We start from the raw sequence: 16638 nt of genomic DNA, 5'->3' as shown, positions 1-16638 counted from the left end.
GGAGCCATTTTCAACTTAAACCGAGCTCTTGTTTTCGCTTTTTTATGTAATCCGCTGGACGAATCCCATTAATCTCGAAGAAAAGCTTTGAAAAGTTTTGTCTAGCCACAATACCGCACTCCTCTGCTAAAGCCTCTATTGTAAAATTTAAGTATTTATTATTACTGTTTAATAAAGTTGTAATATAATTAATCCGTAATCCAGCAATATACTTATTAAAATTTACACCTTTATTCTCATTAATATAAGCCGATAAATATCGTGAATTAGTATTGAGTTTAGCGGCTAAGCTATTTTGAGTTAAACGCTTGGTAAATTGGAGTTCCTTCTCAAACTTGTCCAACTTTATTCTAATTTCATGGGACAATTCAGGAGTGAGTAAACTCTTTTTTAACAAATTATCATCTGCTTCATCTACTTTTTTGTCCAAAAGCACATTGTTACCTTCAGCAATTCTCTTTTGAAGTAAATCATACTGCTTTTTTATTTTTTGGTCTTTTATATATTTGTAGGAAAGAATTGTAAATGCAAGTGATCCCGTTACAATAAGAATATTTGCAAACAACATATTATTTCGTCCAGTTGTCTCAATATTTTCTTTTTCTTGTATTAGAGTATTTCGGTCGTAATCCTTATGCAACTTATTTGATAAATAAGGATAATCTTTTGTAACCAAACTGTCAGCTTTTAAAAGCTGATTTGTGTAATAAAGCTGCTTATTAAGATCCTTATCCTTATAATAGCTAATTAGATAATTGTAACCCCTGTAAATCTCAGGAAATATAAATTGTTGTTTTTCGAATATTGAATCGATTGCGCCATAATATTTTATAGCATTGGGTAACTGGTTTCTTACTTCTGATATCTTTCCAAGATAATAATAAATTACCGAGGTCCATGCAAAATCATTTCTTTGCAACAATATCGGAAGTGCCTGCTCTAAATCTAATTTTGCTCCCGAATAATCCTTTTTATGAAATTTTGAAATTCCCCTACACTTAAGAAAGTAACTATTTTCAATAAGAAAATCACCATCATTTCTTGTCAGATGATATCCGAGATCGATTAAACTGTCGCTTTTCAAAAAATTTTTCAGATATCGGTTTACTATTGTCATCTGATGCAGTGAGTTATAATAAGCTTTTTTATAGTTGAAAAGTATATTCTCGTGCATTTTACTGTTCATTTTGGTGCTGTAGAACTCTGCGCAATTTGAAAAATGTTCTAAAGCCTCGTCATAATAACCTAAATGTTCTTTAACTATTCCAAGATGATATAAAACTTTATAATAATGGTACTCATCTTTTGAATCCTTTGAATATTTATATGCCATTAAATATTCATTCAAAGCCAGTTTATATTTTTTTTGATAGAAGTAATAAATGATTCCTTTGCTTAAGTAATCTTTGCTAATATCATCGTTGTTTTTATATTTAATACTTGCCGCCAACGCGCTGTCGGCATATTTCATTTTGTTAGCAAAATCAAATTGCCTACCGTCCCTATATCCTTGGATGAGTTTTGGCAAGTTATTCTGTCTCTTAGATTTTTGAATATAGTCCTTAACGTATGGCATTGCGCGAATGTCGTCAATGGTCATTTTTTGATAATTTTTTCTGATTTCCCAGAAGGTTCTCTCTTTTTTTTGCTGTGAAAATATGTGTTGAGAAAATGCAAAAATGAAGACGAGAAAGTAATTTAACTTTTTCATATGCTATTATTAGAGCCTCACCATTCCAAAATTACGCAATTTGCCTATAAACACTATCTATTTTAGCAGTTTACAAGCATTTTAAACGCAAAACGTACATAAGTCTGATTAATAATACATTATCATTAAAAATCACATGGTACTATTCTAAAATAGTGACGTCACTATTTTAAAATAGTACCGTAATGTAGTTTTTTTCTAGGCACTTGCCAGATAACTTTGGCTTCAGAATTCTACATAATCCGACGTCGGGATAATCAACAAAAATTTATAAAATGAAAAAGTTTATCCCATTTTTGAGCATAATGATTGGATCAGTTTTATCTCAAAGCTGTGTCCAGAGAGATGAAGATATCATCTCAACTAATAATGAAAAATTTGAAATAAAAACTAATCTACAGATGAGATATGATTCTGCAAAAACAGTACAACAAATAATAGATCCTGATCCCCCAGTAAGAGATGGAGATAATTGGAGAATAAAGCCAAGCAATTAATCAATTTACAACCTATGATTCCTCATACCTATATATCAATTGCAACAGGCTTACCATGTCCGGCGAGTGGCATTTGGGAAAGTATGGGGAATTTTAAAACAACCATTGCCCTTTTTAAAGGCGAGCTTATGCCGGATTATTGCGGTCATAAAGTTCGATGGAAACTTTTGACTGAACAGTAATCAAAAAAACTATATATCATGAAAAATTTTCAAATTTATTGTATTACTGCTGTTTCGTATTTTTTTGCCATCCTTTTTATTTATGCAAGTGTGAGTAAAGTACTGGATTTTGAAAACTTTCAGTCACAGATTGCCCAGTCTCCTCTGCTTAGCGTCTATGCTGGAAGCATATCCTATTTTACAATAGTTATAGAATTTATAGCGGTGTTTTTTCTAATGATTCCTGCAAAAAGAATTTTAGGCTTATACTTTTCGCTTGGACTGATGTCTGCTTTTACGATGTATATTTACCTAATTCTCGAGTATAGTGAGTTTGTTCCGTGCTCCTGTGGTGGAATTTTGGAAAATATGGGATGGAAATCCCATTTAATCTTTAATGGGATATGTGTAATTATTGCAGGTTTTGCCATTGTACTGGCTGAAAGACACCAAGGTCAGAAGGCAATTAAGTTTATTTCAAGACCTGTAGTGGTAATCTTCATCAGCTCACTGTCTGTTAGCCTTTTATATCTTCAGTCTGAAAAACAAATAAGAAAAAATAATAATTTCACAAGAAGATACATACCGCATGCAGTAGAAGAAGAAACTCATCTCAATATTGATTATAATTCTTTTTATTTTATGGGAGATGATTCTCATAATCTTTACCTCGGCAACACAACCGCACCTTTAAATATTACTGTTGTAAAAAAAGATCTGAGCGGTTTCTCAAAGTATCGAATACCTTTAGAAACTAAATCATATCAATTTAAAAGTCTGAAAATAGCATGGAAAGCTCCCTTTTATTATATCTATGACGGCACTGTTCCAGTGATTTTTAAGGGAACGATTTCAAATAATGACCCGTTACATAAAGTGACTGAAAATGAGATGTTTTTTGATCAGTTAAATGTTCTTTCGGAAGAAAACTATTTATTTAGATCACAAAGCTCAAAATTCAAAAATTTCGTATTGGGTTATTATCAAAACAACATTGTTAAATTGGAATATGATCTTCTGGGAACTGATGAAGCAGGATATATTGACAATGATGGTCTTTTACTTTCTGACCTGCAGACAAAAATGTCAGTGTATTTATATTACTACAAAAATGAGTTTGTTGCTTTTGATCATGCAAAAAGTAGAAATAGTAACAGATTAAAAATGATTGGTTTTCAAAAAGAGCAGAAAACCGAAACCGTAAAACTTCCTGACGGTTCAACGAAAATTAAGAATCCCCTTCAGCAAAGTGTAAAAAATGCTTTTGTCACCAATAATTTATTGTTTGTCAATTCAAATTCCAAAGCTGTCCATGATGGAACCATGCAGTGGAATAAGTCGAGCATTATTGACCTTTATAAGATTAATCAGCAATATTATTCCGGGAGCTTTCTGGTACCCAATCGCCATGGTGAGAAAGTAAAGGACATGTTTATCGCTGGTGAGTACTTATATATCCTCATTGGAAATGAAATTGTCAAATATCATTTTGCGCAACCGATACTTGAGCAATTTCACAGGTAAAGCCGAAAACCTGTTTTAATCGTAGGCACATCTTAATACAATTATTATGAGAAATCTTAAAACAATCATGATTCCCGTAGCCATCTTAGTGTTTGGTGTCGGAAGTGCTTTTGCTACAAACAAAGCAAAAACAGAGAAGAAAGCAAGTATTTTTGCTTATCATTTTGACCCAGCTGCTCCAGCTGAGAAATGTATTCCATTTGGAGAAATTGACTGTGATGTCATTGGTGGTACAGTTTGCACCGAATTGGTCAACGGTTCACCAAAAGTAATGCAGTCATATCTCAGCGATACGGAATGCGGACAGACATTATATAGAAATTAAAAAGTGAAGGATGCCTTTCGGCATCCTTCTTATTTTTATTCTGTCCATGCTGGTTTTTCTTCTCCTTTCAAATGGTGTCCTAACCATTCCATCGTTTTTTGAAAAAGATCCTTCGAACTCGACCTGGAAGCTATATAATGTCCTTCCTCTGGATATATGAGCAATGTAGCCTCTTTTTTATTTCGCTTAAGCCCGATATAAAATTCCATCGATTGCCCCCACTCAACATTCAGATCTTTTTTTCCTGTCCATAACAAGATGGGTCTTGAAACATTTTCCACATAATAAACTGGATTATTGCGGAAATAAAGTTCCTTATCTTCCAAAAAAGAAGTTTTTAAATTAAATTGTCCGTTTTCATACTGCCAATAAAGCGGACTCATATAATGAAAACTCATTGAAAAATAGGAGCGAACAATATCACTATATCCTGAACCTGCTATGTAGGTTGCAAATCGATTTGAATGGGTTGCAACAAAATTGGTGATGTAACCTCCGTGCGAATGACCAATCATCCCTATCTTATCAAAATCTATTGAATTGTAACCACTTATTGCATCAAGAGATTTATTCACGCAGTCCAGTGCCGATATGCCTGTTCCCCGTTTATCAAAAACAATGTCAGGCATATAAACGAAATATCCTTGTTCCAAAAGAGATCGGATATCAAAGCCTTCAGTTATATTTTGTTCCAAGAATACCGGGTATTCATTGCGTTTGTCACTTTGTATCTCATACACATGGACGATCAATGGATAGCGTTTAGATGGAATATAATTGAGAGGATAATGCAATGTCCCTTTAAGATTAGCATGCTCACTGTTTTGATAATGAATGGTTTCTATTCGAAAATCTGCTTGTGCTTTATCCCCTCTATTTGACTGATAAACTACCTTCTTTTTTTCTGACCTGCTCAAAGTGATCAATTGCTTAGGCAGATTATAGTTTTCTTCTGTAAAAACGTAACTGTTTTTTGAAATATCAGTTTTCTGATAAACCAGTTTTGAAGTGGTAGTTTTAATCAGAGGTAAATATTTTGTATTGGTTTTCTCATAAAATGATTTCACTAACGTAGATGGATCATAAACTTCAAACATAAAACTATTCTCATTAAGCCCTCGACTACGAAAATTGATTTCTAAAAGATAATTTAGAAAATTGCCTGAATAGTCATAGGTAAGAATCTTGTAAATTCCCGGTTCATCTCTGTAACTGAGTTTAAGATGATCTGTTTTTATATCGTATTCCCAAAGTCCCTCCGATCCGTCAAATATGATCTTGTTATTTTTTGTAAAATAGACATTGGCAAAAGAGTTATCTTTAATCTCTGTATACTGTAACGTATTAATATTTAATAGTTTCCAAAATTTATTTTTTTTATAAATTATATACTGACCACCCGGCGAATAAAAAGCGATTTCTTTTATCGTATCAACATATTTAAATTCTTCGTTTCTTTGATCAAATCTGTAAACTTTTGATGAAACCTGTTTTGTCGTATAATCCTGCATTTGGGAAAAGCTGAACGTCAAAAAATAGTTGTCATTATTGATATCTACGACTCTCTCTAGGTTCTTAGTTCCCAACTTAAGAATCTTTTTTTCTTCTGGTTGCCAAAGAAATTGACCTGGTACAGTATTTTTAAATTTCTGTATAAGATTGTTATCTGATGTTAACCAAACTTCAGGATCAGAAGATTGTCTTTTGACCTTTGTCTTTTCCGTAGTGATTATTATGCTTCCATCATTTCTTTGGTATCCGGTAGCAGAATTAAATTGAGGCTTTAGTACTTGCGCAAACTTGAATGTTTTTTTTGAAAACCCATTATAATATACAATGTCTTGAATGTTTCCATCTTTTTTTTCAAAAATTAGTAAAGAATGATTTCTGAGAAACTTTACACTAAATATAGTATTAGGTGTTTTGTACAAAGATACGATGCCATTATTTTTTAAGTCAACTAGGTCATACTCAGTTCCATTTTTAACTTGCATACAAATTGTATCATCATGAAAAAAAACGTTAGAAACTAATCCTATCTTATCCAGTAACTGTTCATTTTTCAAATCATAGACCTTAACTGTGTCAGAACTGTATAGTGCCAATAAATGATCTTTAGGAATCATTCCAAAGCTTTTACATGCAGGTAATTCCCATTGTTTATTTTTATTATAATCAAAAACTTCTGTATGGTCATTATACTTCAGCACTAGTCGGTCGTTACTCCACTTGTGATCTTGTACTTTTACTTTCTGATATTGCTTGTCGGGATTGTTCCGATTTACGATCACAAGAGTATCACTGTTGTCATCATACACTTTATAAAATGCCAGCCACTTGCCGTCTAATGAAGTATCTTTCAGATTAATGTCATAGTTATCATATTTTTCTCTCGATGCCATTTCACTTTTCTCCTGAGAAAATACTTGCTGGATTAAGAAAAACAATACGAATATTAAAAAAGTTTTCATCAGTACCCGAAATTTTGTGGATTAAGATTTGGATTAATGACCAGTTCTTTTTCCGGAATAGGAAAAGCACTGTGAAAAGTTTTCCAGCTGGGTTTTGTTAGAGGAAGCAAGGTTAATTTTTTAAATCTTTTTAGATCATAGAATCGATGACCCATTTCTGCAAAAAACTCATGTCTTGATTCTTCCATCATTTTATCAATGAGCCCATCTTTTGAAAGACCAAAAGGTAAAGGACTAAGTCCTGCTCGCTGTCTGATTTTGTCAACAGCTGCTTTAGCTTCAGATAGTTTATTCTGTTGAGCCATGCATTCAGCATATAAAAGGTACACTTCCTCAATTCTAAAGATGACGGAGTCTTCGGTCGAATTGGCATTGACAGGATTCTTATACTTCAATGGACGGAAATAGGTTTTCTGATTGATTACTGTAGAAATTATCCAAGCCTGCTTTCTTAAATCTCCTGTTTCAAAAGAATTGACTAAAGCATCTGACAGCGAAAAAGATGTTGGCAGACTTGTTGTAAAATTGAACATGATAAATTCTTTTGTCGCATCCGTTGAGTTCGCCGGCTTTAACTGCCACAAAATGTGCTTTCCTGTTTTAATAAAAACCTTACTTAAATCAGATTCCCAAGTGTAAAGCGGTGATTGAATAATCTGGGATAACAGAATTTCTGCTTCACTCCATTTGTCATCCATCATTAAAACTTTTGCCAGTAATAGCTCCGCCGTTTTTTTATTGATGTAGATTCTTTCCTGATTAGCATATTGGTCATTCAGAATACTAATGCTGCCTTTCAGATCATTTTCAAGATATGACATAAGTTGGCTCTTCGACATCTTTTTTAATTGACTGTTGTAAACATAATCCGTTGTATCGGTATACGGAATGTCATCAAAAATCTGTGACAAGTTGAAATATAAAATCGAGCGTATAACCGTAGCTTCTCCAATTAATCGATCTTTGTTTGCCTGTGAAATAGAGGTTGATTCCCTTACACCTTTAATAATTGAGTTTGCATAATAAATGTGTTTATATGCTCTCGACCAAAAATTGTAGATAATCGTATTGCTTGGAATCTGTACATTGTTGTAAATATCAACAAGACCATTCTGAACGTATGGGGAATAACAGTTGAGATCATCCGTATACGTTCCAAGAATAGCAGCTCCACCTGTCGCATCTCCTGAAATCATCGAGCTGCTCCAAAGTTCGGCGTACAGTCCTGCAAGGGCGGCATTGGCTGATGAGACATCTGCAAACACTTCCGTGTTTCCAATTTGATTATAGGGAAGTTCTGTATTGATAAACTGTTCACATGATATCGATCCCAACAGGACTAAGCTTATTGAAACACTTTTCAATGTATTGAATATATTATTTTTCATTTTTTTAATTTTAAAAATTAATCTGAGTTCCTATGGACCATGTTCTTAAGGGTGGTAAATATCCTGTGGCAACAAACTCTGGATCAAGACCGAAATAGTTTGTCCATATAATCACATTTTGACCCTGAACATAAATCATCACTTCAGAGATAACAGAATTTTGAAGGGGCAGCCTGTAATTAAGCTGGATATTTTTTAACCTTATCAATGATGCATCGCCAACAGCTGCTGTACTTCTCATAAAATTGGTATGCGCAGCATTTTTTGTTGCATTTACACCAGTGGTGTACGGCATGTAATAACCGTTTGGATTATTCACAGACCATACATCAGAAACCACCTGCGGTTGATTATTCATCGTTCCGGGAACTGACATATAGCTGTGGTAGTTATAATTTCTCTGCTTTGTAAACTGGAATAAGAAGGACAAATCCCAATTTTTATATCGTAATCTGTTAGACAACCCTCCATAAAATTTCACTGAAAGATCTTCAATACTTTTATTGTCATCAGGGGCTGAGATTTTACCGTCTCCGTTAACATCTGTAAATGAGTAAAGTCCCGTTAGTGGATTAACGCCCGTAAAATTGTACAGTTTTACAATAGATGTGCTGTAACCTACTACATACTGATTGGAAAAAGTGGATCCTTCCAGATTAGGAAATGCTAGAAGACGATTTTCGGGGATCGTAAGATTGAAATTGGATTCCCAAGTAAAATTGTTGGTTTTAATGGGTGTAGCTCTGAATTCAAACTCCCAACCTTTGTTCTCAACAGTTGCCGCTAAGTTAGCCTGAACGGATGTAAAGCCCGTAGTAGCCGGCAATGGAAGTCCAACGAGTTGATTATCTGATCTGTTTCTAAACCAGGAGATATTCATTCCAATAGCATCAGAAAAAAATGAAGTTTCAAGGGCAAATTCCAGCTTTTTTGTTTTTTCCCAGCTAAAGTTACCATTGAACAGCCTGGTGGGTACAAGCCCTACTACTCCATTATAAATACTTGATGAAGCTACTGAATAGGTGTCTCTGAATTGAGCATCACCAATATTATCACTTCCTGCAATACCGTAACTGCCTCTCAGTTTCCCAAAACTTAACCATTTTCTGTCTGCCAAAAAGTTCTCTTTGGAAAATAACCAGGCTGCTCCTATGGCTCCAAAGTTGGCGAATCTATTATTGGGTCCAAATCTGCTGGAACCATCTCTTCTTGCGGTAAGATTAACAATATACTTACTGTCAAATTGATAGTTTATTCTTCCGAAGGCTGCAATATATTTATAATCTGTGGAAATAATATCCGAGAATATTTTTGTTTTTGCTGCATTAATATTCATCATTAATGCATTGCTTTCAAATCCTGAACCCTGAATAGAAGACTGTTTTGACTCCAAAGAATTAACAGTAGCTCCCAGTAGAACACTGACTTTATTTCTTCCCAACACAAAGTCCCCGGTAATCTGTGGTTCCACGTTATATGAAAATGAGGAAAATGAACTCGTGAAGGTACTTGACCCATTTGAACTCGTAAAGTTAAAGGCAGGATTATACCTTGTATGAGGTCGCAGGTTAAATTCTTCAAAATTCTGATAATTGAATCCTGAATTAATGTTAAAATTAATGTTTGGAAAAAGCTGATAAGACACATTTAAACTGTTGCTGATCTGCTTGGTATCGTTTTGATAAGTAGCTAATGTTGATGCTATGGGATTGGTAAAGGTGTTATTTTGCCAATTCAATGAGCCATCAACATTATAAAGCGTAGGAGCATTGGGGCTCAAAGACAAACCGATATTGGTCATATCTTCATTAATGACATTATTGAACTGCTGCGAAAAATTATTTGCAAGAGCAATATTCAGCTTTTTATCTTTCGATCTGTGGGTAAATCCCATTGATAAAACATTATTCTTATACTGATAATCAGCTGGGTAAACCGTTGTCTGTTCATTATGGGTAACATTGATCCGGTAAGTCCATCCGTCTGAGCCTCCCGATAGTCCCACATTGGTATTCGACGTTGTTGCTGTTTTACCTGTTAATTCTTTCTGCCAATCGGTAGAGCGGGATTGATCCCATGCACCATTGATATCGTAAGCCGTAGCCGGCAACATTAAAATATTGTCATTGGCAAATGCAGATTTTCTCATCTGGATGTATTCTGCGGTATTCATCATTTTCATCCTTGATGCTACACTGCTGAAAGCCAGACTTGAATTAACCGTGATACTGGATTTATTCTTAATTCCTTTTTTAGTTGTAATTAAGATCACACCATTAGCTCCCCTGCTTCCATAAATAGCAGTGGCATCAGCGTCTTTTAAGATTTCCAGGCTTTCAATGTCATTGGGACTTATGCTATTCAACGGGTTGATATTTCTGAATGGTAAGATCTGTGCAGAAAATGTTGAGGTAACTGATGTGGCCATAGGCACTCCGTCTAAAACATATAGAGGCTGATTTCCGTCCACAGGACTATTGGATAGGGTTCTGAGACTGTTTCTTCCTCTGATCTGTACATCATAACCGCCACCTGCAACTCCTGTGCTTTGAGTAATGTTAACCCCTGCCATTCTACCCTGCGCCGCTGAAAGAACATTGGTGACTGGCTGATTCTCTATATCTTTTGCTGAAACTTTGGCGATACTACCGGTTCTTTCTCTGTCTCTAACCTTGTAGTAGCCTGCGTTGAGAATAACTTCTTCGATTCCCTTTACTTTCTGTTCTAAGCTGACATTTACGACGGTCTGATTATTTGCTGTAATTTTTACTTCTGCATAATCAGGATGTCTGAACAATAGGATGGGATTTTCTGTATTAACCTCCATTCGGTAGGTTCCGTTATTGCCGGTAATGGTTACTTGGTCGCTTCCTTCCTGAGAAATGACAACTCCCGAAAGTGGTTTGTCTGACGAAGTTACGGTACCGGAAATGGTGCGTGTTTGAGCCTGTGTATTGATACTTACTGTTGTCAGCATAAGGCCAAAGAAAATACCTCCTATATTGTAATAGGATTTTTTCATAGATTTGTAAAGGTTTTTAATTTAATTAATAACTGATTTCAGCTCTTTCCCTTAGGTCTCCAAACTGTATGGGAAGGGGCTTTTTCTTTTTTCTTCTGATTTTAATTTTGCTATTGTTGATTCATGTGGATAATGTAAAGACTTTCCTAATGCCCTTTGGTATGAAAAAGGACTGGTGAGGTTCTGCAAGCAGTGACCGCAAGGCACCGGAAAGAATTTAATATGAATGAAATCTGTGTCCCAAGTTGGCATTTTATTGCCTCAATAGGTTGTACCCTCCTATTGTATCGTGCATGATACTATTTTGTAAGCAGGGCTTAGATTGTAATGTAGAGTGAACGAACAGCATTGGAATTAAAAACAGCGTGGACTCACTACATCATCGCTTGTACTAGAGGTATCGCCAAACACCTTGCAACAAACTCCGTAAGTGAGCCCACGCCGAAGCGTGAGCTACTTTACTTATGGTCTCGTTGCATTTGTTTTGAAAATTGGCGATTTTCTAGTACGAGGTTCTAAGCAATAGCTTCTATAATTCTTTGAAGTATCGCAAAATTACTTTAATAAGTAATTTGTTCCAAATATAATAAAAATATTTATCATTACCGAATTCGGTAATGATAAATATTGTAATAAATGTGAAATTGCAATAAACAGTGCAATTATGAGTGAATTTAAGACTAACGAAATCAAGAAATTAGTCGCTGAAAGAATTAAAGAAATTAAAGGTGATATGCCTTATTCTAAAATTGCGGCCAAGTGCAATATTACCGCGGCGCGAATTAGTGATGTGTCAAATGATAAGATAGATTGTCAATTAAGCACTTTTATTGAAATAGCAACTGGTTTACGTATTCATCCTAAGGAGCTATTTGACATAGTTTTTGATTTTAAAGAATATTATTCAGAATTAGATAATTGAATCTTAATGAGAGTTTCGAGTTTATGGAAGGCTAAAAAAAATGAATGAATTATTTATATGTATTAGCAAACCTGAAGCAATTTTTAAATTTAATTGAATAAAAAACAATAATTATCTTAATATATGAAAATAATCGATGAACTTAAAACTGGAAACATTTTTGAGCTGGCAAATACGAGTCATATTCCTATCGAAAGTATATTTAGCACAAAAGATTAAAAAAAATCTCTAAGAATTCCATTTTGTCAATTTTATCTACTAAAGAAAATTACAATTATTCAAAACCGAAGTTAATTTGATGTTATTTTACCTACCCTACTAAATTGGATAAATCTTAATTTAAAACGTGTATATTTTCTAATAAGATTATTGAGAGGAGAGAACTAAAAAAAGTTTTTGCATATAAATTCCTTGGAACATACAAAGTTATTAAACTGAATAGAATGCTTTGATTTTTATACTTTTGCAATACCTGTCAATGGATGAAAAGGTAAAACTTAATTAAAAACTAAAGTTGTTGACGGTATTAAAACAGAATTGAATTTTAGTATTCAATCTAAAAAAATTTGCTATAACTAATGATTACTAAAGAAATACTCGAAAAAAGACAAATTGGTATATATATAGCCACACTTTTAATAAGTGCTATTATTGGACTGAATTGGGGTAATAGCAAAATTCTTGAGACACTATACAATTGAACCAGTTATTGGAATTTTGCTTTATAGTATGTTTTGTCAGATACCATTTTTGAAACTAAAAAAAACATTTCAAAATCCGTCTTTTTTTAAAGCTCTTTTACTTGGAAATTTCGTACTGATACCATTACTTGTTTGGGTTTTAATAAATATATTTCCTGTAACAATTGTAATTAGTGTTGGCGTTCTTTTAGTTCTTTTGACACCTTGTATAGATTATGTAATTGTATTTACGTTCTTAGGAAAAGGTGATTCTCAATCTGTCCTAGCTTCAACACCCTTATTATTTATCATTCAGATGTTGTTGTTACCCTTATTTCTATGGATTTTCTTGGGAAGAGAAGTAATCAACATAATCCAAATTACTCCTTTTGTTAAATCTTTTATTTACTTGATAATTATACCTTTTATATTATCAGTTTTAACGCAGACAGCTTCAAAAGCTAACAATAAAATAGGAAATACAATAATGGACTTTTCGAGCTGGTTGCCAGTTCCATTTATGGCGTTGACATTTTTTGTTGTTACTGCGTCTCAAATTTCATCACTTTACAATAATCCTGAACCGATTTTAACTGTTATCCCTATTTATATTGCATTTGCCATATGTGCGCCATTTATTGGTATGCTATCATCCAAAATATTTAAGGTAAATCTTTATGGAACAAGGGCAATAGCTTTTTCGACAAGTACGAGAAATTCATTAGTTGTTTTACCTCTAGCACTTTCTCTTCCTTCCCCCGATAATCAATTAGTTGGAGTGGTAATTGTAACTCAGACCATTGTAGAAATTCTCTTTGAACTGATTTATATCAAAATTATTCCTTACATTATAAGAAGATAATCGAATTAGCTTTGCAGTTAATTTGAAATCTTATTATATTTTAAAAAACGAGTTAAGAAGTTTCTTTGCATTCTATGCAAAAAACAAGGTCGCTTTGATTGTAAAAATTTAGATATTTGTATAAAAAAAAAAATATCTTGTCCTAAAAGACCAACAATTTTTCAGATATCTTAATAAAAACATCACAAAGTAATGATATCAAAACACTAATACATCTTTTTGTTTTTATATCTATACCTAGATTACTTATATACAACCTACATCTCTTTTACTCAAGCTAAGAAACAGTCTTCAGCTATCAATCTCGATAATTCTGTTTCTAATTTTGCAATATTTAACTATGAAATCAACTCATTTAGTTCCGAAACATTGATTTTTTTTTAAATCAAACAATGCACACAGATCAGCGGTTTTCTGAAACTGTTATTTGTTCTGAAAATAACTATGCATTGTTTGAATTAGTATAATTAAGGTTCTGTTATTGTAAACATTTTTAATAGTTCATTTTTCCAGCTGCTATTTAGTATGTAAATGCCATTCCTACACCAAAACCCATATCACTATCATAATGTGTACGGATACCAATGTTTTTGGTAATGATGTATCTAAGTTCTGCCATATATTCCATATCAGTGTTTACCATAAAGCCTGCTCTTAATCTTTTTGAAATCGGAATATCTTCACGCATTAATGACAGACGTACAATGCCATCGTGATAGACTTCTGCCTGAAAATTAACCAACATTGGCAAAGTGTACATAAAACCTAGACTAAAAGCTCTGCGTGTATCTTTTTCATTTTTCTGTCCAAATAAATTTGTTTCGTGCTCATCCATACCCATTTTTCGGTAACGCCAATCATAACCGATGAATGGCATAAACCATTGCATTTTACCAATGTATCTACCTAAGTGTGTTTCTACTTCATAACCGTGCATATCATTATAACCTAGACGCCATTCTGTACCTAAACTCCATCTTGCGTTCTGAAGCATTGCGTCACCATCATTTCCATTGGTTGCAAAATCATTCTGTGCCATAAAATGAGGCATATTACTCTCTCGCTGCAACATATTATATGCCTTCTCTTTGTCAGGTAAATTAGGATTTTGATAATCGTCCACTGCAAAAACTCTGTTCATTCCGGACATCATATGATAAAGGATATGACAGTGAAAAAACCAATCTCCTTCTTCATTCGCTAAAAACTCAATGGTATCTGTTTCCATCGGCATAATATCCAACACATTTTTCAGTGGAGATTTTTCGCCTTTACCGTTAATCACTCTGAAATCGAACCCGTGTAAGTGCATAGGATGTCGCATCATAGAATTATTATAAATGGTAATACGTAGAATTTCACCCTTTTTGACAGGTATTTTATCAACTTCTGAAAGAATTTTATTATCCATACTCCACACATAGCGGTTCATATTTCCGGTAAGTGTAAATTTTAATTCCTTTACCGGAGCATCTTTGGGAAGTTCTGTATTATAGGGCGATTGTAGCATTGCATAATTCAGGGTTTTGATTTCTCCTAAAGCATTTGCATTGTAACGGTTGGGGTCGTTATCCATATTCATACTCTCGTGCTTGCTATGGTCTGGTTTTTTCCCTGACAATCCCGTAATTTCAGGATACATCACAACATTCATATCCATTTGATTCAGGCTCATTTTCATTCCCATATCATCTAAATCACCATTCATCTTCATCATATCGTTCATCATCTTCATCCCTTCAAAATATTTCAATCTTGGAAGCGGTGATATTAATTGTTTGATACCATTACCCACAAAATAACTTGCTGATTGTGTGCGGTCTTCGGTAGTGGCCGAAAACTCATAGGCAACGCCGTCATCAGGAATGGTTACTACAATATCATAAGTTTCGGAAACTGCAATGATTAATCTATCAACCTCCAGAGGCTCTACATCGTTTCCATCATTGGCGACTACTGTAATTTTACCTCCTGCATATCGTAACCAAAAATAGGATGAAGCCCCGCCGTTTGATACCCTTAGTCTTACTTTATCTCCGGCTTTTAGTGCTTTTCCATCAACGGTTTTTAAATCGGTAGTAGGATTACCGTTGATTAATATCTTATCATAATAGACATCGCTTACGTCCATTGCCAACATACGTTTCCATTCATTGGTTAATTTTGTTTTAAAATGTCCTTCTCTAATAGCTTCCGCATAAGATTGTGTTGCTCCTTTTTTTATAGCCGCCCAATCGTTGGCATTATGCAGCATTCTATTAATGTTATTGGGATTTAAATTTGTCCATTCGCTTAAAATGATGGGCACAGTTGGCAAATCATCTATTCCTTCTCTAAAGGTTGTATCATCATCACGCTTTTTCATTATAAAACTTCCGTACATCCCAATCTGCTCTTGCAAGCCCGAATGTGAATGATACCAATGTGTACCGTGTTGGATAATTGGGAAACGATAAGTATAAGTTGTACCTGCCTTAATGGGCTTTTGAGTAAGCCAAGGCACGCCATCTTCCTTATTGGGTAAGAACACACCGTGCCAATGCAATGATGTGCTTTCTTTTAATTGGTTATGTACTACAATTTCGGCTGTATCGCCTTCAGTAAATGTTAATGTAGGCATTGGAATTTGACCATTTACGGAGATGGCTCTTTTTTCTTTACCTGCATAGTTTACAAGGGTATCTTTAACAAATAAATCGTAGCGAACAGTTTTTGGTGCAGTGGCTTCTACCCTTCTTTTTAGAGTTCGAGGCATTTCAATAGGCATCGACATATTCTGCATTTTGTCTACCTTTTTTGGCTGCTCCTTTGTGAGATTCGGCATTCCAACGTTCTCTTTGTTTGATGACTGTTTTACCGTTTTAGCCTTTTCTTTTATTAATTTCATACCACACTTTGGGCAGTTACCTGGTTTCGTGGCATGTATTTCGGGATGCATTGAGCAAGTATAAGTTATTTGCTGAAACTTTTCTTTACTCATATCCATAGCTTTCATATCTTGTGCTTGTAAACAGGAAAATGCAGAAAGGATGAATAATATTAGTGTTATCTTTTTCATTGATTATTTTTATTGAT

At 34.1% G+C, this 16638-nt stretch carries 10 protein-coding genes; 5 read left to right on the top strand and 5 right to left on the bottom strand.

Annotated elements, in window-relative coordinates; all coding sequences use genetic code 11:
• Positions 1–10: 10 nt before the first annotated feature.
• On the bottom strand, positions 11–1600 hold the full coding sequence (locus tag EL165_RS23165; protein ID WP_225875512.1) for a helix-turn-helix domain-containing protein: 1590 nt from the start codon (positions 1598–1600) through the stop codon (positions 11–13).
• Positions 1601–1986: 386 nt separating this feature from the next.
• Here EL165_RS23165 and EL165_RS23160 point away from each other — a divergent pair, with 386 nt between their 5' ends.
• From EL165_RS23160 to EL165_RS23150, 3 genes are all read left to right on the top strand, one after another.
• Positions 1987–2208, top strand: a complete 222-nt coding sequence (locus EL165_RS23160; protein ID WP_002981175.1) for a hypothetical protein — start codon at positions 1987–1989, stop codon at positions 2206–2208.
• A gap of 200 nt (positions 2209–2408) precedes the next feature.
• Positions 2409–3893 carry a MauE/DoxX family redox-associated membrane protein gene (locus tag EL165_RS23155; protein ID WP_002981177.1) on the top strand — a complete coding sequence of 495 codons (1485 nt, stop codon included), beginning with the start codon at positions 2409–2411 and terminating at the stop codon, positions 3891–3893.
• A 46-nt stretch (positions 3894–3939) separates the two neighbouring features.
• The gene (locus tag EL165_RS23150) at positions 3940–4218 is read left to right on the top strand and encodes a DUF6520 family protein (protein WP_002981178.1); all 279 of its coding nucleotides are present in this window, start codon (positions 3940–3942) and stop codon (positions 4216–4218) included.
• Positions 4219–4253: 35 nt separating this feature from the next.
• Here EL165_RS23150 and EL165_RS23145 read toward each other — a convergent pair whose 3' ends face one another.
• From EL165_RS23145 to EL165_RS23135, 3 genes are read right to left on the bottom strand one after another with little or no spacing between them, the layout of a single operon-like run.
• Positions 4254–6689, bottom strand: coding sequence for an alpha/beta hydrolase family protein (locus EL165_RS23145; RefSeq protein ID WP_002981179.1), 2436 nt, complete (start codon positions 6687–6689; stop codon positions 4254–4256).
• Complete coding sequence (locus EL165_RS23140) at positions 6689–8077, bottom strand: RagB/SusD family nutrient uptake outer membrane protein (protein WP_002981180.1); 1389 nt, start codon at positions 8075–8077, stop codon at positions 6689–6691. The genes EL165_RS23145 and EL165_RS23140 overlap by 1 nt, the downstream gene beginning before the upstream one ends.
• A gap of 10 nt (positions 8078–8087) precedes the next feature.
• Positions 8088–11099: a SusC/RagA family TonB-linked outer membrane protein gene (locus tag EL165_RS23135; RefSeq protein ID WP_002981181.1), complete on the bottom strand. Its 3012-nt coding sequence runs from the start codon at positions 11097–11099 to the stop codon at positions 8088–8090.
• A 664-nt stretch (positions 11100–11763) separates the two neighbouring features.
• On the opposite strand from EL165_RS23135, the gene EL165_RS23130 reads away from it, so the two are divergent.
• On the top strand, positions 11764–12021 hold the full coding sequence (locus tag EL165_RS23130) for a hypothetical protein (protein WP_002981182.1): 258 nt from the start codon (positions 11764–11766) through the stop codon (positions 12019–12021).
• Between the two features lie 681 nt (positions 12022–12702).
• Positions 12703–13563: an arsenic resistance protein gene (locus EL165_RS23125; protein ID WP_002981184.1), complete on the top strand. Its 861-nt coding sequence runs from the start codon at positions 12703–12705 to the stop codon at positions 13561–13563.
• A 520-nt stretch (positions 13564–14083) separates the two neighbouring features.
• Here the strand turns inward: EL165_RS23125 and EL165_RS23120 are convergent.
• Complete coding sequence (locus EL165_RS23120; RefSeq protein WP_002981185.1) at positions 14084–16621, bottom strand: multicopper oxidase domain-containing protein; 2538 nt, start codon at positions 16619–16621, stop codon at positions 14084–14086.
• Positions 16622–16638 lie beyond the last annotated feature (17 nt).

The sequence above is a fragment of the Chryseobacterium gleum genome (genome assembly GCF_900636535.1).
GTDB classification, from domain to species: domain Bacteria; phylum Bacteroidota; class Bacteroidia; order Flavobacteriales; family Weeksellaceae; genus Chryseobacterium; species Chryseobacterium gleum.
The sequence above is the reverse complement of the archived record's forward strand: the minus strand, read 5'-3'. Positions and strand labels throughout refer to the sequence as shown.